The 20,599-nt window shown below is 44.2% G+C and carries 16 protein-coding genes and 1 pseudogene; 7 read left to right on the top strand and 10 right to left on the bottom strand.

Annotated elements, in window-relative coordinates; translation table 11 throughout:
* Positions 1-9: 9 nt before the first annotated feature.
* A complete protein-coding gene (yfmF, locus tag NSS75_RS04320) occupies positions 10-807 on the top strand; it encodes a Fe(3+)-citrate ABC transporter ATP-binding protein YfmF (RefSeq protein ID WP_283912844.1) in 798 nt (265 codons plus the stop codon).
* Positions 808-1,398: 591 nt separating this feature from the next.
* On the opposite strand, the gene NSS75_RS04315 is transcribed toward yfmF, so the two are convergent.
* Positions 1,399-2,862: a formylglycine-generating enzyme family protein gene (locus NSS75_RS04315; RefSeq protein ID WP_198097547.1), complete on the bottom strand. Its 1,464-nt coding sequence runs from the start codon at positions 2,860-2,862 to the stop codon at positions 1,399-1,401.
* 337 nt (positions 2,863-3,199) lie between these two features.
* On the opposite strand from NSS75_RS04315, the gene NSS75_RS04310 reads away from it, so the two are divergent.
* Both NSS75_RS04310 and NSS75_RS04305 read left to right on the top strand, forming a co-directional pair.
* Positions 3,200-4,420 carry an MFS transporter gene (locus NSS75_RS04310; RefSeq protein WP_024120543.1) on the top strand — a complete coding sequence of 407 codons (1,221 nt, stop codon included), beginning with the start codon at positions 3,200-3,202 and terminating at the stop codon, positions 4,418-4,420.
* Positions 4,421-4,904: 484 nt separating this feature from the next.
* A complete protein-coding gene (locus tag NSS75_RS04305; RefSeq protein ID WP_339236136.1) occupies positions 4,905-5,924 on the top strand; it encodes an NADP-dependent oxidoreductase in 1,020 nt (339 codons plus the stop codon).
* Positions 5,925-5,972: 48 nt separating this feature from the next.
* On the opposite strand, the gene NSS75_RS04300 is transcribed toward NSS75_RS04305, so the two are convergent.
* Both NSS75_RS04300 and NSS75_RS04295 read right to left on the bottom strand, forming a co-directional pair.
* A complete protein-coding gene (locus tag NSS75_RS04300) occupies positions 5,973-6,419 on the bottom strand; it encodes a GNAT family N-acetyltransferase (protein ID WP_010333350.1) in 447 nt (148 codons plus the stop codon).
* Positions 6,420-6,488: 69 nt separating this feature from the next.
* Positions 6,489-7,622: a DEAD/DEAH box helicase gene (locus tag NSS75_RS04295; protein ID WP_103672166.1), complete on the bottom strand. Its 1,134-nt coding sequence runs from the start codon at positions 7,620-7,622 to the stop codon at positions 6,489-6,491.
* A 171-nt stretch (positions 7,623-7,793) separates the two neighbouring features.
* On the opposite strand from NSS75_RS04295, the gene NSS75_RS04290 reads away from it, so the two are divergent.
* A complete protein-coding gene (locus tag NSS75_RS04290; protein ID WP_101860594.1) occupies positions 7,794-9,350 on the top strand; it encodes an ABC-F family ATP-binding cassette domain-containing protein in 1,557 nt (518 codons plus the stop codon).
* Between the two features lie 119 nt (positions 9,351-9,469).
* Here NSS75_RS04290 and NSS75_RS04285 read toward each other — a convergent pair.
* The 7 genes and pseudogenes from NSS75_RS04285 to yfmT form a co-directional block, all read right to left on the bottom strand.
* Positions 9,470-9,623 (bottom strand): annotated as a pseudogene (locus NSS75_RS04285) (hypothetical protein).
* Between the two features lie 436 nt (positions 9,624-10,059).
* Positions 10,060-11,250, bottom strand: a complete 1,191-nt coding sequence (locus NSS75_RS04280; RefSeq protein ID WP_024120539.1) for an MFS transporter — start codon at positions 11,248-11,250, stop codon at positions 10,060-10,062.
* 65 nt (positions 11,251-11,315) lie between these two features.
* On the bottom strand, positions 11,316-11,738 hold the full coding sequence (locus tag NSS75_RS04275; RefSeq protein ID WP_024120538.1) for a MerR family transcriptional regulator: 423 nt from the start codon (positions 11,736-11,738) through the stop codon (positions 11,316-11,318).
* A gap of 124 nt (positions 11,739-11,862) precedes the next feature.
* Positions 11,863-12,309 carry a YfmQ family protein gene (locus NSS75_RS04270; RefSeq protein ID WP_044163571.1) on the bottom strand — a complete coding sequence of 149 codons (447 nt, stop codon included), beginning with the start codon at positions 12,307-12,309 and terminating at the stop codon, positions 11,863-11,865.
* Positions 12,310-12,432: 123 nt separating this feature from the next.
* Positions 12,433-14,322 carry an ABC-F family ATP-binding cassette domain-containing protein gene (locus NSS75_RS04265; protein WP_185848186.1) on the bottom strand — a complete coding sequence of 630 codons (1,890 nt, stop codon included), beginning with the start codon at positions 14,320-14,322 and terminating at the stop codon, positions 12,433-12,435.
* Between the two features lie 134 nt (positions 14,323-14,456).
* The gene (locus NSS75_RS04260; RefSeq protein WP_081720758.1) at positions 14,457-15,317 is read right to left on the bottom strand and encodes a methyl-accepting chemotaxis protein; all 861 of its coding nucleotides are present in this window, start codon (positions 15,315-15,317) and stop codon (positions 14,457-14,459) included.
* Positions 15,318-15,329: 12 nt separating this feature from the next.
* On the bottom strand, positions 15,330-16,787 hold the full coding sequence (yfmT, locus tag NSS75_RS04255; RefSeq protein ID WP_188323613.1) for a benzaldehyde dehydrogenase: 1,458 nt from the start codon (positions 16,785-16,787) through the stop codon (positions 15,330-15,332).
* A gap of 247 nt (positions 16,788-17,034) precedes the next feature.
* On the opposite strand from yfmT, the gene NSS75_RS04250 reads away from it, so the two are divergent.
* The 3 genes from NSS75_RS04250 (at position 17,035) to NSS75_RS04240 (ending at position 20,588) form a co-directional block, all read left to right on the top strand.
* Positions 17,035-18,420, top strand: coding sequence for an amino acid permease (locus NSS75_RS04250; RefSeq protein WP_339236127.1), 1,386 nt, complete (start codon positions 17,035-17,037; stop codon positions 18,418-18,420).
* 103 nt (positions 18,421-18,523) lie between these two features.
* Positions 18,524-19,234: a YjjG family noncanonical pyrimidine nucleotidase gene (locus tag NSS75_RS04245; RefSeq protein ID WP_101860598.1), complete on the top strand. Its 711-nt coding sequence runs from the start codon at positions 18,524-18,526 to the stop codon at positions 19,232-19,234.
* 121 nt (positions 19,235-19,355) lie between these two features.
* The gene (locus tag NSS75_RS04240; protein WP_339236125.1) at positions 19,356-20,588 is read left to right on the top strand and encodes an MFS transporter; all 1,233 of its coding nucleotides are present in this window, start codon (positions 19,356-19,358) and stop codon (positions 20,586-20,588) included.
* Positions 20,589-20,599: the final 11 nt, after the last annotated feature.

The following is a 20,599-nucleotide window of genomic DNA, read 5'->3' as shown; positions in this document are numbered from 1 at the left end:
GAGGATACCATGGGAAAACTGGCTGCAGACCAGCTCACTCTTTCATATGACAGCACAGTGATTATTGACGGAGTCGATTTAAAGATTGAAGAAGGAAAAATCACTGTGCTCATCGGCGCCAACGGCTGCGGAAAATCAACAATCCTCAAATCGCTGGCCAGGCTGATGGCCCCAAAAAGCGGCACGGTCCTATTAGAAGGAAAAGATATTCATCGCCAGCAGTCCAAAGAAGTGGCTAAAAAGCTGGCGATTCTTCCTCAGTCTCCTCAGGCGCCTGAAGGATTGACGGTACAGGAACTATGCTATTTCGGCAGACATCCTCATAAAAAACTGTTATCCAAGCATACGCAAGAGGATCACGATATGGTAGAGTGGGCGCTTGACGCAACCGGGATGAATGAGCTGAAGGATCGGACACTTGATGCCCTTTCAGGCGGTCAAAGACAAAGAGCCTGGATTTCCATGGCGCTTGCACAAGGCACTGATTTGCTTTTGCTCGATGAACCGACCACTTATTTGGACATTTCTCACCAAATTGAGGTGCTGGAGCTGCTGAAAAAGCTGAACCGGGATCATGGACGCACAGTTGTCATGGTGCTTCACGACTTAAACCAAGCCGCTCAATATGCTGACTATCTGATCAGCGTATTGGACGGAAAAATCTACAATGCCGGAACGCCGGAAGACGTCTTTACCCAGCCGTTTTTCCGGGAAGTCTTCGGCTTGGAATGCTGCATCATGAGAAGCCCGATCGACCAGAAGCCGATGTGCCTGCCGATGGGACTGTGCCCGAAACTACGGACGTGATGAAAAAGGAGAGGAAACCCTAGGCTGTCGAGAAACTTGACAGCCTTCATTTTCCCTTATAATATTTCATTCTCACATTTAATTGATGTTTAACTAAAAAAACATGTTATTCTTCTCATGTTCCACACGAGAAACTCTTAATATAATGTTCTTATTGACCAACTTGTTAAAGTTGTATATCTCTTCGATTCTCAACAAGACATAAACTTTATCTCATACATAGAAAAGACCGAAAGAATTATAGTAAGTCATCCCTCGAAATGTGTGGAAAGACCAAAAAAAGTGACAAAATTAGATTGTGTATCAGAAAAAGAAAGAATCAAAACAGTGGTAAGGGGCTTTGCTATTGCAGGTTCAATTAAAAATCGAAATGTAAATTGACAGAATAATATATATTTATCACAAAAATATATTGAAGATTTAAATATTCAACGGAGCTTGGGCTTAATGTCTCTTTTTCTGATTCTCAATCCTGATAATTATTAAAAACATTTAAAATAAAAGCTTGCAGAAAAAACATTGTTTTTTGTACAAGCCGAACATTATCACACAATGTTAGTATACTTTTATCAAGTCTCTAATCTAGAATGATTAATAAATTGCTTTATTAGTAATTGGCCCATTAATTGATTCTCTAATTTTATATACTGGAATATTCTTTACGCACCTAATTCCCATTTCATTGTGTCGACAGAAAGGAATATCTTTTGCTCTAAAGGAAGGGAACATTAAGCCTGGATGAGAGAAGAATGATCCTCCTTTAAGAACGGCAAATGAGTTAACACTATTAAATGGTACATTCTCAAAAATAGGGTGGAAAGCTCTCTTTGTTTTAAGCTCACTTCTAGTCCACTCCCATGTTCCGCCGATCATACCGCATACTCCATAGGGACTTTCACCATTTTGTTCAAAAATATCACTTGTTAAATGATTTAATTCTTTATCAGCATGAGCTTTTAATAAATTTTCTCTCCAGGACTTTAAAGAAGTAATGGGTTCATTATAAAGACTTCCAGCATATTGAACCTTTGCAGGATCAAATTTATCTCCCCAAGGCCATATATTACCTTTTTTGCCTCGAGCAGCTTTTTCCCATTGAAACTCGGTTGGCAATTCTTTCCCCTTATATCTTGCGTAAGCAAATGCATCATAAAAATCTATACCTGTAACGGGATGATTATCTAAATACCTATCATCCCAATATGTATTTCTTCTATGTTGTTTATTCTGTGGTTCATTAGGATGACAGAATATATGCCCATTTTCCTCTGTGAACTCGGTAAAGATATCATAATCTTTATTTGTAACAGGATACTTATCAATAAAAAAGGGAGGTAACCATACTTTTTGTCTAGGAACAGCATCTTTCCAATTAAATGTTTTGTCAGGAATTTCATTTTCATTTAAACCGAATTCAAAAAAGCCACCCGGAATTAAAATCATCCCATCTTCTTCTGTTTTTTCGAATTCCTCTATTAGACTTTGAGGAATTTTTTCTTCAAAGTCAAAGTTATTAGGAAGGATACCATTTTGATCAAAATAATTTTTTAGCATTACTAGCTCTTCATATTTTTCAACACCGAATATATCTAATAATGTACTTAATACTTTTTGGGCCCCTAATCCCACAGGTTTTTTAGGGTAGCTTATACTCTCCCGGACATCATCAATGATTGAAGACAAATATGCTAACGATTCTTCAATTTTATGATTTGCACACACATCCATAGCTTTAAAAGAAACTAAATCATCCGGATCCTGGGTTAGATTGATTATAGTTTCTACAGCAGAGAAATAAGGTACCCATTTTTCAACGAAATCAATTAATCTATACCTTATGTAAGTATTCGGGTAAGCAATACACATACCAAACACATTTTCAGCTGCTACAGGGTGTTGAATTTTATTTAGTAGAGTCATAATTCTATTATCGATTAAACTCTTAAAATCATTTTTTTTATTTTCTGGAACAGAAGTAATAAGTTCTTCAACTTCAATTAATATTTCTATATCTTTATTGTAAATTGATTTATGATCTTGCATTAATAGTGTCAATTTACGATAACCTCCCGATTTGTTTGTTGAAATAAGGAATAGCATTTAAATGCTATTCCCTAAGTGTTTACCATTTTTCATTAGTATAAAGAACCGGGCTAACAATCGATTTTCTCCAGTTTTTTCTTAATTTTTTCATGGTATCCCCCCCTTTAATAAGATATGTGGTTCCCCACCCTATTGATAGAATAGTCAGAGAACTTAAATAAACAATAACAATAAATAGAATAAAAGTAAATAGTTTACAAGGAAGTTTTTTCTTTACTTTTGTTGTTTTAAGGTGTTTAAATATGTTTATGCTCTTTACCGAGAAAAGTTATTCCAAGGGAGGATACATATGAGTAAAGGTTATTATTCTATTTTATTTAGCCAGACCACTACAAATTTAGGTTTTTCTCTATATACTATGGTAGTGATTTCGTTTTTGTTTAAAATGACCAATTCGACAACCATCGCCTCTATGGTGACATTAATAAGTATTATTTTTCGTATTTTTGGAAGTGCTATATTACCGTTAATAACAATTCGATTAAAACTGCATCTTACAATAATTATTTCTCAATTGATACAAATGCTGTTGTTAATATGTTTGTTCTTTTCTTTATTAAGAACTTACTCTAATCAAACTCTCATTTTAGTCTTTATTATTATTAGCTGTATTTCCTTTTTTAATGGATGGTTCTCACCTTTAAAAAGTGCAATTATAGGGGAAATAATCTCTCCTGATAAAAGAGTAAAGGCAAATGGATTATTATCTACAGTGGACCAAACTTTTCAATTTGTAGGCTGGTCTTTAGGTGGTCTCATAATTGCATTTTTAGGTGAGGGATATACCATTATACTTACTACCTTTTTGTTGTTTACATCTCTTATTTCTCTTTTATTTTGTCTACCACACGGCCACGCTAATTCTGTCATACGTGAAAAAAATTCTCCCAATAAGAGTATAGTAAGTGATTGGCGGTATTTATTTAGCCAAAAGAAACTTAGAACAATTATTATTATGGATTTAATTGAGTCATGGGCAGGAATGATTTGGATAGGGTCTGTCTCTTTAGCTTTCGTTAACGAAGTCTTGCATAAAGGAGAATCATGGTGGGGATTTATTAATGGAGCATACTATTTAGGTTCGATGATAGGGGGATTTATAATATATAAGCTGTCGGAGAGATTCCAAAATAAGTTAATTAATTTTATGTTAATTGGTGCTGTCTCATATGGAAGTTTAACTTTAATATATGGATTTATAAGTAATTCGTACTTAGCTCTAATATTGGTTCTCTTTATGGGGCCGGCTTATATATTAAGAGATCTTACACAAGAAACATTTATTCAGAACATAACAACCGAGCAAACTCGAATTAATATAATGTCTGCAAGGTCTTCTTTAGTACAGTTCATTTTTATGTTTTCAATTCTGGCTATAGGGGCTATTTCAGATTTCCTTGGAGTTCGTTTAGTTTATGTTTCAGCAGGTATTCTTTTATTAGTGTCCGCAATATATGGATTTTCTCAATTGCAATTCAAGAAAAAGGTAAATAAACATATAAGCTTTTAATAAATATCTAAAATTTAATTATGTTTTCGTTTGCTTTTTCGCGGTTTTATTAAAAAGTAAACATTACTTAATTGACCAAAAGAAAATGGTCGATTACAATCGATTGTCTGTTTCAAAAAGACACAGTATAAAAGTGAAAAAATTGAGAAAAGCTTTGCAGATGCAAAACAATTGCATAGACTTTGCTATGGCAGATTGATGGGAAAGCAAAATGTGAACGACTAAGCTCCCCCCTCTCAGATGCTTGCAAGAATATGAAGAAGAATCGACATACACACTAGCTAATCTTAGCTAGGTGTACACAAGCTCTTTTTCTGTTCTGTTTTCTAATAATGATAAATGACTAAAGACAACTTTTTAAAAACAAAAGAGCTTGTAGAAAGCATAAGTTCCTCTATAACCTTTTTTGTATGCCAGCATACCTTTTGTAATTCCTCTTCTGTCCATGTTACAGTGGTGTCAACCAAGTGATAGGAGGATGAAAATGAAAGCATTTCAGCAGCAAATTCAATTAGCAAGACGTCCGCAAGGTGTTCCCGTTCATGAAGACTTTCGCTTTGAAACCATTCCGGTTCCTGAACCGAAGCAAGGGGAAGTGCTTGTCAAAACGCTTTATGTATCGGTTGACCCTTATATGCGCGGCCGTATGCAGGATACGAAGTCATATGTTGAGCCATTCGCCTTGAATGAAGCGCTTTCTGGCGGGGTCATCGCTGAAGTTGTATCAGACGGGAATCATCTGAAAAAAGGCGATATCGTCATCGGAAACCTCAGCTGGCAAGAATTTTCCGCGGTAAGCGAGTCTGCCTTACGAAAAATTGATACAAGCCTTGCTCCCGCTTCGGCCTATCTCGGCATTTTGGGAATGACCGGCTTGACGGCATACTTTGGATTGCTGGATATCGGGCGTCCGAAAGAAGGCGAAACCGTGGTGGTCTCCGGAGCTGCGGGAGCTGTCGGTTCAACAGTCGGGCAGATTGCCAAAATCAAAGGCGCGCGAGTTGTCGGCATCGCGGGCTCTGATGAAAAAGTCTCCTATTTAAAGCAGAAGCTGCAGTTTGATGAAGCCATCAATTACAAAACCGCAGATGATATTCAAAAAGCGCTCGCTGATGCTTGTCCGAACGGTGTCGATGTGTATTTTGACAATGTCGGCGGGCCGATTTCAGATGCGGTCATGAACCTCCTCAATGAGTTTGCCCGCATCCCTGTGTGCGGCGCCATTTCTTCCTACAACGCGGAAAACGAAGCGGATGACATGGGCCCTCGCGTCCAATCCAAGCTGATCAAAACGAAGGCGCTGATGCAAGGGTTTATCGTAAGCGACTACGCCGACCGTTTTCCTGAAGGCGCAAAACAGCTGGCGGAATGGCTGAGAGACGGAAAGCTTCATTATGAGGAAACGATTACTGAAGGCTTCGAAAACATTCCGGACGCATTTCTTGGCTTATTTAAAGGAGAAAATAAAGGAAAACAGCTGATCAAAGTCAGTGATCCGAGCTGAAGATGAAAATGGGAGGGCTTTTTGCCCTCCTTTTGGGTTTATATGAGGTCAGCTACGAAGAATCAGCGTAAGAAAACCATCTTCATCTGGTTCCGTATCCTCCAAAGTGAAACCTGCTGCTTGAAAGCAAGCTAAACTGATTTGATTGTCTTCTTCAATGCATGCCACCCATTCCCGCACGCTAGTAAAATCAGGTTCGGTCAGCAGTTTTTGCAATATCCGTTTTCCGTACCCTTGAAGCCGGTACATAGGATTAACGATCAATCCAATATACGTCCGCTCCTCCCCGAACTCAATAACGGCCATCCCTGCTGGCAGCTGTCCATCATATGCCATGATGACAGTATCCTGTTCATCTTTATTTACTCGTGCATACCACTCATCTAATGGCAGCATGCCATCCATTCTCCGCCTGGTATCTTCATGTTCAAACCAGTGTTCAAGGATTTTCAGCTCTGGCTCCTTCACTACTTGAAATCTGTCTATTGAAACCATCTTCCCACCCCCGCGCGAAATCTTTTCTATTATTTTACAACAAAAAAGAAGGGCTTTTCGCCCTCCTTTTTATTTCGTCTTCAATTTTCCGCCGGCATACACAGCTTCCCTCAGCTCCACGCCAAGTTTCTTCGCCATTTTCTTCAGCTTTGATTCTTCCATACGCGTGACAAGGCTCAGCACGTTCCCTTCTTTTCCAGCCCGTCCTGTTCGCCCTGATCTGTGAACATAGCTGTCTTCATCAGGAATATCGGCGTGGATCACATACGGCAGGTTTTCAATATCCAAACCGCGCGCGGCAATGTCAGTTGCCAAAAGCAGCGGGAACTCGCCCTGCTCAAACGCTTTAATGATCTTCGCCCGCTCCATCTTCTTCGCCTCACTGTGAAGGATGCCAAGGTCGACATGATGGTACGCCAGCTTTTCCGCGTACACACTAAGGTTACCGATATCTCTCACAAACACAAGCGCCTGCATGCCATGAAGTCTTGAAAGCTTTTGCAGCAGCTTCACTTTGTCGCGCTGGTCACAGATGATGTATTGATGCTTCACTTTTCCCGCTTCCGCTTTGCTGCGTTCTACCTTCAAAACCTCGGGCTCTTTCGTCATGTCGCGGAGCACGTCTTCTGTTTCTTTCTTCAGTGTGGCTGAAAAACAAAGAAGCTGGCGGTCTCTTAATGTCGTTTTAATGATTTGCTTGATCGTTTCACGATGCTCCGGCAGGACAAGCTGATCGGTTTCATCAAGTACGATCGTTTTTACTTCATGCATCTTGAGTTTTTTCGCTTGAATCAGCTCAAACACCCTGCCCGGCGTCCCGACAATAATATGCGGATGATTCTTTTTCAGCTTTTCGACCTGCTTCTTCACATTCGCTCCGCCGATTAAGGAAACTGCGCGTAATTCTGATCCCGTTTTCCAGTCCTGAATCACCTGAAAAATCTGCATCACCAGCTCACGTGAAGGTGCTAAAATCACCGCCTGCGGATGCTTCTGATCAGGTTTGATGCGCTCCAATACCGGCAGTGCGTAGGCAAGCGTCTTACCCGTTCCTGTCGGCGATTCTGCGATGACATCCTTACCCTCCATGATGAGTTGGGCCGCCTGCTCCTGTACAGGAGTCGGCTCTTGGAAGCCTGAAGCGTTCCAATTTTCTTTGATAAATGATTGTGCATTATGTAAAAATGGCCAAGTTTGCGTCATTTTGTTCTCCTCGATTCCTGAAATCTATTCCATAGTATCTCAAAACAGCGCGCGGAACGCAATTTTTCTTTTTCTTTCCTATGCCTTTCAACAATCGTCTTCCTCCTTTATAATCAAAAGGTGAGAAATACACGCCATACAGCGTGTTCGATAAACGATAGAGGTGTAAACATGAGTATTTTATCTGTAAAGGACTTAAGCCACGGCTTCGGTGACCGGGCCATTTTTAATAATGTATCTTTCCGTCTTTTAAAAGGCGAGCACGTCGGTCTGATCGGCGCAAACGGTGAAGGAAAATCGACCTTCATGAATATTATTACCGGAAAGCTTGAGCCTGATGAAGGAAAAGTCGAATGGTCAAAAAATGTCCGTGTCGGCTACCTGGATCAGCATACCGTGCTGGAAAAAGGAAAATCCATCCGTGATGTGCTGAAAGACGCATTCCATTACTTATTTGCAATGGAAGAAGAAATGAATGAGATTTATAACAAAATGGGTGAAGCTGATCCTGACGAGCTTGAAAAGCTTCTTGAAGACGTCGGTGTGATTCAAGACGCGCTGACAAACAATGATTTTTATGTGATTGATTCCAAGGTAGAAGAAATCGCCCGCGGCCTCGGCTTGAGTGATATCGGACTGGACCGTGACGTTACTGATCTGAGCGGGGGTCAGCGCACCAAAGTGCTTCTCGCCAAGCTGCTTCTGGAAAAACCGGAAATCCTGCTTCTCGATGAGCCGACCAACTACCTTGATGAGCAGCATATCGAATGGCTGAAACGCTACCTGCAGGAGTACGAGAATGCATTCATCTTGATTTCCCATGACATTCCGTTCTTAAACAGTGTCATCAACCTGATTTATCATGTAGAAAATCAAGAGCTGACACGCTATGTCGGCGACTACCATCAGTTTATGGAAGTTTACGAGGTGAAGAAACAGCAGCTTGAAGCGGCCTACAAAAAACAGCAGCAGGAAGTCGCGGAGCTGAAGGATTTCGTTGCCCGCAACAAAGCCCGGGTCAGCACGCGAAACATGGCGATGTCCCGCCAAAAGAAACTCGACAAGATGGATATAATCGAGCTGGCGGCGGAAAAACCGAAGCCTGAATTCCACTTCAAGCCGGCCAGAACATCAGGAAAGCTGATTTTCGAAACGAAGGATCTCGTGATCGGTTACGATTCCCCGCTCTCACGTCCGCTGAACCTCCGTATGGAGCGCGGCCAAAAAATCGCCCTTTACGGCGCCAACGGGATCGGGAAAACGACATTGCTGAAAAGCCTGCTTGGCGAAATCCAGCCGCTCGAAGGCTCTGTTGAACGAGGCGAGCACCTCTTTACCGGCTATTTCGAGCAAGAGGTCAAGGAAACAAACAACAATACGTGTATTGAAGAAGTTTGGAGCGAATTCCCTTCGTATACGCAGTACGAAATCCGCGCCGCTCTGGCAAAATGCGGACTGACGACAAAACATATCGAAAGCCGCGTCTCCGTATTAAGCGGAGGCGAAAAAGCGAAGGTCAGATTATGCAAGCTGATCAATTCGGAAACCAACCTGCTGGTGCTCGATGAGCCGACAAACCACTTGGATGTCGACGCCAAGGAAGAGCTCAAGCGCGCCCTCAAAGAATACAAAGGCTCCATTCTTCTTATTTCTCACGAGCCTGATTTCTATATGGACATCGCGACAGAAACATGGAACTGCGAGTCTTGGACGACGAAAGTGCTTTAATGTTACGAAAAAACCCGCCTGGTAAAGGGCGGGTTTTTTACTGCCATTTTTTCTGAACGATTCTCAAAAGCTCTCTGTCTTTTAAAATGAGCTGCAATGCGATATGAATTCATCAAGTATCAGCTCTTTTTTGGCAGACAGTTCAAGGTCTTCCTCATCAGCCCATGCGGTGAACCACTCGACAGAAAAGCTGTTTTTCATGATGCTGTGTATGTATTGATAGAGCGTCTGTAAACACTTCAAGTCATATGCGTCAGGCTTTGCCTTATGCATGGCAAATGATCCCTCTTCAGCATGAACTATTATTTGATAAGGCAACCGTAAATGCACAGACACATTCTCGGCTTCCTCAAGATAAATGCCCGCCGCGTTAATACCTGACCGGAGCGGATGCCCTTTCCGGGAGTAGCCGGAGGGCTGACTGAAAAAACCGGTTTCTAAAGGCGTTTCAGCAGCTAAATAGTAAAATTGTGTCATCTGGATGTCCTTTCTCGCGTCGATTCCATTATGATTAGATTATAACCGATTGCAAATGGTGAGCCGATTCAATCGAGACTAAAAACATATCCTTGCATGCCATTTCACTTCATAATAGAAGGGGTTAAAAAAATGATAAATGGCTATCTGACGGGAAATACGCTCATACCATTATGAGGGGAAGATTAAGCAAATAAAAAAAGACACTGCACCTTAGCAGTGTCTTTCGTTATTAATGCCCTGCCTTAATTCCGGCAAGATGTTTACGACCCAGCAGAAGCACAAGCATACCGACGAGAACAACAATTCCGCCAACTGTATACGGCGCGCTTGCTGTGAAGTGTTCTGAGAGCATTCCCGCAATCCACGGAGCGATCGCGCCGCCGATGAAGCGGACTGAGCTGTAGGCTGAAGAAGCGATTGAACGTTCAACCGGTGCAGAGCCCATGACAGCTGTTGTCATGATCGTGTTGACCATACCAAGGACAGCACCGGCCACAACGATGCATGTAATAATCAACGCCTGATGCTCTGTCCAGATGCCCATGATGATCAGAATGACCGCAAAGGCGATAAAGAGAACAACCAAGGAACGCACTGTACCCAGCGCTTTGTGCACGATCGGCGCCGTAAAGACTGACGTAATCGCCAGCAGAAGTCCCCAGCCAAAGAAAACATATCCAAGGCCGTGTTCATCTAAATCCAGAACGAACGGAGAATAAGCGAGCAAAATAAAAAATCCAAAGTTGTATAAGAAAGCCGATACCGCCATTGTCAAAAGGCCTTTATATTTGAGTGCCTTCATGGCGTCAAATACCCCAACGCGCTTCGCCGGTTTAGGCAATGTCGGCAGCATCAAGGAAATGGCGATTAACGCAATAAACATCAGGACAGATACCCCGAAGAACGGCGCACGCCATGAAATGCTTCCAAGCTCTCCGCCTGCAAGCGGTCCGACGGAAATCCCCAGTCCGAGCGCCGCCTCATACAAAATAATCGCTTGAGCGCTGCCGCCGACAGACACGCCGACAATGACCGCAAGCGCTGTTGAAATAAATAACGCATTACCTAGTCCCCAGCCGCCGCGATAGCCGACAAGCTGAGCAATTGAGCTTGAACTTCCGCCAAGCGCTGCAAAGATAATAATAAAAATAAGTCCGAGAATTAACGTCCATTTTGCACCGATCCTGCTGGAAATGGCTCCTGAGAAAAACATCATAAATCCGGTAACGAGCAAATAACTTGTAAATAAGAGTGATACTTCACTAGGTGAAGCATGTAATTGTGCGGCAATCGCCGGAAGAATAGGATCGACCAGCCCGATTCCCATAAAGGAAATCACACAGGCAAACGCGACAGCCCATACAGCTTTCGGCTGATTCAGCAAACCTGTCTTCTGATTCACTTGTTTTGTATTGTCCATTTGATCTGACCTCCATCTTTATTCCATTAAAAGAAACGCTACAAAAATAGCGTTTACCAAACGTTTTATTCGATTGATTGAATGGCATGCTCCGCTTTGTCTTTCATCCCGTGCAGACGTTCCTTAAAGCTTTGGAATGTGCGGATTTTTTCATCAATCAAATCCAGCTGGTGATTCAGCGTTTCCTGAATTTCCTCCAGCTTCTCTTTCCGTTCCTTTGGATCCAGTGACAACAAATACCCCTCTTTGTTTAACTCAAGCTGGCGGCTGGTTTCCATGAAATGCTGAAGCTCCTGAAGGGAAAAACCAAGCACTTCCTTTGTGCTGATCACTTTCTCAAGCTCTTCCATATCATCCTCTGAATAAAGTCTAACGCCGCCTTCCGTCCGTTTCGGCGCTGGAATCAAGCCGATTTCTTCATAAAACCGAATGGTCCGCTTTGTCAGCCCGCTTCTTTTGGCAACTTGATCAATCTTCATCCATTCCATGGTAAATCCCCCTTCGCCTTTTCTGTTATCATTATACACCTTTTAGACCTTAACGTAAACGTTAAGTTTTGAAATGTAATAAAAAAGACGAGTACATAAAGCACCCGTCTTTCATTATCTATTTTTAAGCTAAGCTCCCTGTCACTGACAAAGACTGCTTTTGCATGCTTTCAGAAAGCAGTCGATACGCGATAACCTTCTTCTTGTACTGTTTCACGACATCGATATGGTCATCGTAGCTGTACACAAACAGCTTTACATCTTTTTTGCCTTTTTTCGTATCTATCACGAGCGGTGTTCCGCCGTTTTCAGGGTATAAATAACGCTCTTCGTCGCCTGGGTAAATATAATATTTCTCCAGGAAGACAGCTTCGTTAAATTGATCGATCATGTGCCTTTTCTCTTCACCCTCGAGCCGTTTTCCATCTAGAGAGAGAACAGCATCTTCGTCGTTCAGCTTGGCGTGAACCTCGAATTTGCTGAGCAGCCATTCTATGACGCCTGTTGGCAGGCAGGTTAATACGATTTTCACCAGACTCATGAGGATTAACATCACGATAGCCCATGTCATACTTCATCATCTCCGTTAGTTTTCCGTGTGCTGCTGACACACAATTCCATCCTATCATAAGCTGGCCGTTTCGTTTTTGTACATTATGTGAAAAAAAGTGCGGTCTGCTGCGGCCGCACTTTTCTAGCTTTCCAGCTCTTCTATCATGAGGGACAATTCCGTCCAGCGATCCATCGCTGTCTCAAGCTCTTCCGCTGTTTTTGCCTGCTCGGCCATCAGCTCTTGAATTTTCCCGAAATCACTGCCCGCCGCGGCGATATCCGCTTCGAGCTGTTCATGCTTTTCTTCAAGCTCGGCAATTTTATCTTCAATGCCGTCCCATTCAAGCTGATCTTTGTAAGAAAGCTTTTTCCGTTTTTTCTTCGGTTCCGCTTCAGCCGGTTTGATTTCTGTTGCGGGTTTTTCAGCCGTTTTTTTCGCTTTGGCCTGCTCCATATAGTCGCTGTAGGAGCCTTGGAACCGTGAAATCACGCCATTTCCTTCAAATACAATCAAACGGTCTACGACGCGGTCAAGGAAGTAGCGGTCATGGGATACGGTGATGACAACGCCAGGGAACTGTTCAATATAATCCTCAAGCACGCTTAACGTTTCTGTATCCAAGTCGTTCGTCGGCTCATCGAGAAACAGCACATTTGGCTCCTGCATCAGAACCTGAAGCAAGTATAAGCGCCGCTTTTCTCCGCCGGACAGCTTGCGGATATAGGTTTGCTGCATGGAGCGCGGGAAGAGAAAGCGCTCAAGCATTTGTTCAGCGGTGACGATATCGCCGTCCTCTGTTTTCACGACTTCCGCTGTTTCTTTCATGTATTCAATCACCTTCAGCTCACCGTTCATTTCACTGTGATCCTGGGTATAGTAGCCGATTCTTACTGTTTGGCCGATCGTAATATGCCCGCCGTCAGGAGTGATTCGTCCGGCAAGGCTGTTTAACAGTGTTGTTTTTCCAATGCCGTTCGGCCCGATGATCCCGATTCGTTCACCTGGTATAACCAGTTCATTGAATCGATCGACAAGCACGTTTCCTCCATAAGCGATCATCACGTTCTCCGCTTCGATTACTTGCTTTCCAAGACGGTGGGAGCCGATCGCAAAGTCGAGCGAGCCGGCTGACTGAGGGCCTTTCTGCTCCTTAAGCGACTCTACCCTGCCGATTCTCGCCTTTTGTTTTGTGGAGCGTGCTTTCGCTCCGCGTCTGAGCCAGGCCAGTTCACGGCGCAGCAGATTTTGCCGCTTTGTTTCTTTTTGCTCGGCCTGCGCTTCCCGTTCCGCGCGCTTTTCCAAAAAGACTTCATAGTTGCCTTTGTAGGTATAGAGACTGCCCCGTTCAAGCTCATAAATGCGGTTTGTCACGCGGTTTAAGAAGTACCTGTCGTGCGTCACCAGCATGACGGCACCTGGATATTGCGCCAAATACCCTTCAAGCCATTCAATCGTTTCATTATCCAAATGGTTCGTCGGCTCGTCTAAGATCAGGAGGTCGGCGGGCTGGATTAAGTTTTTCGCAATCGCCACCCGTTTTTTCTGTCCGCCTGAGAGCTCGTTGACAGGCTTTGTCACGTCAGTTACTCCCAGCTTCGATAACACCGTTTTCGCCAAGGTATTCGCATCCCACGCATTGTTTGCATCCATTTTCGCCTGCGCAGCCAGCAGGTGTTTCTGGCGTTTTTCATCTTCCGGGTCTTCTCCCAGTTCATAGAGCGCCTTTTCATATTCACGGAGCGTTCTCATGACAGCCGATTCACCGGAATAAATATGCTCCAGTACAGTTTGTCCAGCAGGCAGCTGCGGGTCCTGATGAAGAAATTCAACATGCACGCTGCCGGATTTGGCGATGTCGCCTTCTTCAACAGACTCCAAACCGGCAATCACTTTCAGCAGCGTTGATTTTCCGGTGCCGTTCGGCCCGATTAATCCGATTCTCTCATTCTCTTCAATATGAAAGGAGATATGGTCAAATAACGTCTTATCTCCGTATGTTTTGTAAAGGTTCTCCGCTTTTAGTATGCTCATGGTTCCTATCAATCCTCACGTAAGTTCATGTGTACATTTTAAATCAGCCGCTGGAATAAAACTAGTAAAAGAGCAGACAAATTTCATGGAAATACCGGACAGAAAAAAAGACCGGGGACTCTGTCCCCAGTCTCTTACTCTTCTTCAAGCGCTTTTTCTGCCATTTTAGCGAGATGCTGCGCACTGCCTGAGATCTCCTGCATCGTGGCGGAAATCTGTTCAACAGCCGCGGCTTGTCCGTCAGTATGCTGATTAATCGATTCAATCGATTCTTCTAGCCCTTTTAACAGGCTGTGGATTTTTTTCGTGATCTGATCGATCTGGCCGACATTTTCTTTCGAATGCGTCGCAAGCTTTCTGATTTCATCCGCTACGACAGAAAATCCTTTTCCGGACTCCCCTGCCCGTGCGGCTTCAATCGCAGCATTTAAACCGAGCAGATTGCTCTGGTCAGAAATGCCTTTCACGGTTACTGAAATATCAGCGATTTCTCCCGCGCTTTCGCTTACCTTTTTCGCTTGTGAGGAAATGCCCGACATTTGCGATGAGAATCCGTTAATGGAGTCAGAAATATCGGAAATGGCCGCAGCCGTTTGTTCAACAACTGCCGATAAGCTTTCCGCTACATCATGAAGCTTAGAGGACTCCTCAAGACTCGTGCCGAGGCCCACTCCCCCAATCACTCTTCCGTTCTGGTCATGAAGCGGAATGGCGCGTGCGATTAATGGAAAGCCGAACAATTCCTTCGGCACCATGCTCGTTTTTTTCTGATTGCTGCGGATCGCGTCTGTGATGATATCCCCTTCCTGCAGCGGATCTCCGGCTTTTACGTTAAGGGAAAAGGTTTTTGCCGGAATATTGACCAGCAATTTCTCCGTATCATAAATGCCGATTGTAATATCATCCTGAACCAGGCTGTTTAAATAAGGGGCTACTTTCACAAATGCGTCTAGAAGATCTGCTGTTTCATTTTCCGTTCTTATGCTCAATTCCAATCACTCCTTTTATTAGTAAGGGAAGCTGCGTTTTTCATGCTGAACCGAAATCCATTTCAGCGTCGTAAATTCTTCAAGACTCCATTCGCCATTTAATCGGCCAAGGCCAGATTGCTTTTCGCCGCCGAAGGCCACATTCGGTTCATCATTAATCGTCGTGTCATTAACATGAATCATGCCCGTTTCAATGCGTTTCGCAAAAGCCACGCCGCGTTCAAGATTTGAGGTATGTACGGCTCCGCTTAAGCCAAATGGGGTATCGTTCGCGATATCGACCGCTTCGTCTTCTGAATCAAACTTCATGAAGGAGACGACTGGCCCGAACAGCTCTTCCTTTGCAATGCTCATAAACGGTTTCACGTCTTTTAAGATGGTCGGCTCCACGATCGTCCCGTTAAATCCGCCAAGCTTCACTGGAACAGCCCCTTCTTCAATCGCTTTCTCAACAGATTTCATTAACCCGTCAGTCTGCCTGCTGTTGATTAAAGGTCCGATAATCGTATCAGGGTCCATCGGGTCACCAACTTTCAGCGATTCCACTTTTGCCTGATACAACTCAAGGAATTGATCATAAATTGATGAGTGAACCAGTACGCGATTAGCTGACATACAAATCTGTCCTTGATGGGTAAATCTGCTGAACACTGCCGCATTGACTGCATATTCGATATCCGCATCTTCAAGCACGATAAAGGCGCTGTTTCCGCCAAGCTCAAGAAGCGGCTTTTTAAAGTGCTTCATCGCGAGCTGGCCGATGTAGCTCCCCACTTTCGTAGATCCTGTAAATGAGATGATCCGCGGCACCGGATGTTCGACAAAGCTGTCACCGATTTCTGTAATGTCTGTGACAACAACATTCAGCAGTCCTTCCGGAACGCCCGCGCTTTCAAAAATCTTCGCAATCAGCGTACCGCCGCAAATCGGTGTTTCTTCGTGCGGCTTCAACACGACGCCATTGCCTGCTCCGAGTGCCGGCGCTACTGATTTCATAGATAAAAAGAATGGGAAGTTAAAAGGACTGATGACACCGACAACACCTGCCGGCACGCGATATAATCTGTTTTCCTTGCCGTCTATTGTAGAAGGAAGAATTTTCCCTTCCATGCGGACAGGGAACGTCGCCGCTTCTTTCATGATATTTTTCACGAGTCCGATTTCAAAAGCTGCTTTCAGCCTTGTGCCGCCCAGCTCTTCCATAATCAAATAAATGATGGCTTCTTCATTCTCTTCGATATACGTTACGGCTTTTTCTAAGATTGCTCTTTTCTCGAATGGGTTGACCGCATCCCATTTTTTCTTCGCCAAAGCCGCTGCCCGGTACGCTTCATCTACATCATCAGCAGTCGCTTTTTGAAAGGATGTGATTGTTTTTTGAGTATAAGGATTTTTGTTTTCCAATACATTTGGGCTGCTGCCCTCCTGCCATTTTCCGCCAATAAATTGCTTGTTTAATTCTTCATATTGAAACATGGTCAGCATCTCCTTTTTAACAGCAAATCAAAATATGGCCAATCTATCATTTCTATCGGTTCACCATCAGCAAAATTCAATATCCTGTTTGTAAAAATTACTATATTATGATACGCCAACGCTTTTTAGCTTCTATCGTTTAAAGCAGAAAAATATATGATTGACGCCGTCAAATTTCGACAATATAATACAACGAGAAATGTATATAATGATTAGAATATTTTGAATTTTCCAGGAGGAACTTTTTATGAGTTCATTATTTAGAAAAAAATCGCTTGAAACATTAAATGCGCAGAGCCAGTCAAAAAGCCTCGCCCGTACTTTAAGCGCATTTGATTTAACACTTCTCGGTATCGGGTGTGTCATCGGCACTGGGATTTTCGTTATTACAGGAACTGTGGCCGCGACCGGTGCCGGTCCTGCCCTGATCTTATCGTTCATTTTAGCGGGTCTCGCCTGTGCGCTTGCCGCCTTCTGTTATGCTGAGTTTTCGTCTTCGATTCCGATTTCAGGAAGCGTGTACTCATACTCCTATATCACACTTGGAGAGCTGCTCGCCTTTTTAATCGGATGGGATCTCATGCTTGAATATGTCATTGCGCTGTCGGCGGTTGCCACGGGCTGGTCTTCATACTTTCAATCGCTGCTCGCCGGCTTTAACTTTCATATTCCGGCTGCTCTGACAGGAGCTCCGGGAAGCTCGCCGGGCGCCGTGTTTAACCTTCCGGCTGCGGTCATTATTCTCATCATCACTGCAATTGTCAGCAGAGGTGTCAAAGAAAGTACACGCTTCAACAACGTGATCGTGCTGATGAAAATCGGAATTATTTTATTGTTCATTATTGTCGGCTTCGGTTATGTCAAACCGGATAACTGGACTCCTTTTATGCCGTTTGGAATGAAAGGCGTCATTGTCAGCGCGGCAACGGTTTTCTTCGCGTATCTCGGATTTGACGCAGTTTCCAACGCTTCAGAAGAAGTGAAGCATCCGCAAAAAAATATGCCGATCGGCATCATTTCAGCTCTGGCCGTCTGCACCATTTTGTACATCACGGTATCGCTTGTTTTGACAGGCATGATGCCTTATGCCAAATTAAATGTCGGTGATCCGGTGTCCTTTGCGCTTAAATTCATCGGCCAGGATGCGGTTGCGGGAATTATTTCTGTCGGCGCTATCATCGGAATCACAACAGTGATGCTCGCATTGCTGTACGCCCAGGTCCGTTTAACCTTTGCCATGAGCAGAGACGGTCTTTTGCCGGGATTGTTCGCAAAGATTCATCCGTCATTCAAAACGCCGTTCCGCAACACATGGCTGACAGGAATCGTCGCGGCGGGAATCGCAGGATTTATTAATCTCGGCACACTTGCGCACCTTGTGAACATGGGAACGCTTGCGGCATTTACAGTCATTTCGATCGCTGTTATTGTGTTAAGAAAGAAACACCCGGAAATCAAAGCTTCCTTCAGGGTGCCGTTCGTTCCGGTTGTGCCAATCATCAGCGCTGGAATATGCCTTTGGTTTATGTACAGCCTTCCAGGCATCACATGGCTTTCATTTGTTATCTGGATCGCCGTCGGAACGATCGTTTATTTCCTTTATGCAAAAAAACACAGCTTATTAAACAAATAATTGTAAGCCGTCGGTGCGGACATTTCAAACGTCCAATCCGCCGGCTTTTTTCGTTTTTGCGTGTGCTATACTTTGAGTATACATACAGAAAGGAAGACCAGCCTTGAAACCATACCGCACTTTATTATTTGATGTAGATAATACCATTTTGGATTTTACAGCGGCAGAAAAATTAGCGCTGCGCCTGCTGTTTGAAGATCAGAACATTCCGCTTACCGATGAAATGGAATCCCGTTATCAAACAATTAATCAAGGCCTCTGGAGAGCCTTTGAAGGCGGAAACATGACTCGCGATGAAGTGATGACCACCCGCTTTTCCGCTTTGTTCAAGGAATATGGCTATGAAGCAGACGGAGTGCTGCTAGACCAGAAATATCGCCGTTTTCTTGAAGAAGGGCACCAGCTTATGGACGGAGCCTTTGATCTCATCGCAAAACTGGAACAGCATTTTGATTTGTATATCGTGACAAACGGCGTTTCCAGTACTCAGTATAAGCGTCTCAGAGATTCAGGATTATTTCCGTTCTTCAAGGACATTTTCGTTTCTGAAGACACAGGTTTTCAAAAGCCGATGAAAGAGTACTTCGACTATGTGTTTGAACGGATTCCCCATTTTTCAGCGGAGCACACTTTAATCATCGGCGATTCGCTGACAGCGGACATCAAAGGCGGACAGCTCGCGGGAATTGATACGTGCTGGCTTAGCCCTGACATGAATCTCACTGAAACAGAGGTTGTGCCAACGTACCACATTCGTAAGCTTGAAGAGCTATATCATATTCTGAAAATCGAAAACACAATCATCAACTGTTAATGTTTTTTGGCCGGCGGGCGCTGCGTCTTTCCAGAAGGCGTCTTTTTTCCCTTGATAAATCCTTCACCTTATGAATAATATGGTGGTATGCACTGGTGATATATGTTAGGAGGAGAATCATTTGGCTATTGCCGCCCCGCTGAAGGAAAAACCTGTTCAAAAACCCGGCACTACTGTGTATCCGATTTTGTTTATCATTGGAATCTGCCACATGCTCAACGATTCGCTGCAGGCTGTGATACCCGCCATGTTCCCGATTGTGGAACGCTCCATGAGTTTGACGTTCACACAGCTCGGCTTCATCGCTTTTACATTAAACATGGTGTCATCTGTCATGCAGCCTGTCGTCGGCTGGTATACGGATAAACGGCCGCGGCCGTACGCCCTGCCGATCGGGCTGACTGCCAGCATGCTCGGCATATTGGGCCTTGCATTTGCCCCGTCATTTGTGACGATCTTGTGCTGTGTGTTTTTCATCGGATTAGGTTCCGCTATTTTTCATCCGGAAGGCTCCCGTGTGGCTTATATGGCCGCCGGCACAAAACGCGGGCTTGCCCAGTCCATTTATCAGGTCGGAGGAAACTCAGGCCAAGCGATGGCGCCCCTGATTACCGCGCTGATCCTTGTTCCGCTCGGACAATTCGGTGCTGTCTGGTTTACACTTGTAGCCGCGCTCGCCGTTATGTTTCTGCTTTATATTGCAAAATGGTACGCCGCTCGGCTCGGCAGTCTTGCACAGAAGCAGGGCACCCAAAAGAAAGCCGCTGAACAAAACTCGTCTGTCACCAAGTCCGTTATAACCGCTCTTATTATTATTATCTTTTTGATTTTCGCGCGTTCTTGGTATACGAGTGCGATCGGCAACTTTTACACGTTTTACGCGATGGATACATATCACGTAAGCATTCAGCAGGCTCAGAGCTATATTTTCGTCTTTTTGCTGTTTGGCGCTGTCGGAACCTTTCTCGGCGGCCCGCTCGCAGACCGTTTTGGAAAACGAGTTGTCATTCTCGGCTCGCTGCTGTGCTCAGCGCCGCTGGCGATTCTGCTTCCATTTGCCGGACCGGTTCTGGCCTATGGCGTACTCGCTTTGATCGGCTTGGTTCTCATGTCGAGCTTTTCCGTAACGGTTGTGTATGCACAGGAGCTTGTCCCCGGAAAGATCGGCACGATGTCCGGTTTAACCGTCGGCCTCGCCTTCGGTATGGGAGCAATCGGCGCTGTGGCGCTTGGCGCTCTCATTGATGCTGCGGGACTGACCCCGACCATGATTGCCATTGCGTTTCTCCCGATTCTTGGCATCCTTGCGTTTCTTTTGCCGAGCGATCAGAAACTGAGAGAATGGCATAGCTGAAAAAACCCCTG

Source organism: Bacillus sp. FSL K6-1012 (genome assembly GCF_037964915.1).
GTDB classification, from domain to species: domain Bacteria; phylum Bacillota; class Bacilli; order Bacillales; family Bacillaceae; genus Bacillus; species Bacillus halotolerans.
Note: the sequence above shows the minus strand (reverse complement) of the source record. Positions and strands in the feature narration are given on the sequence as shown.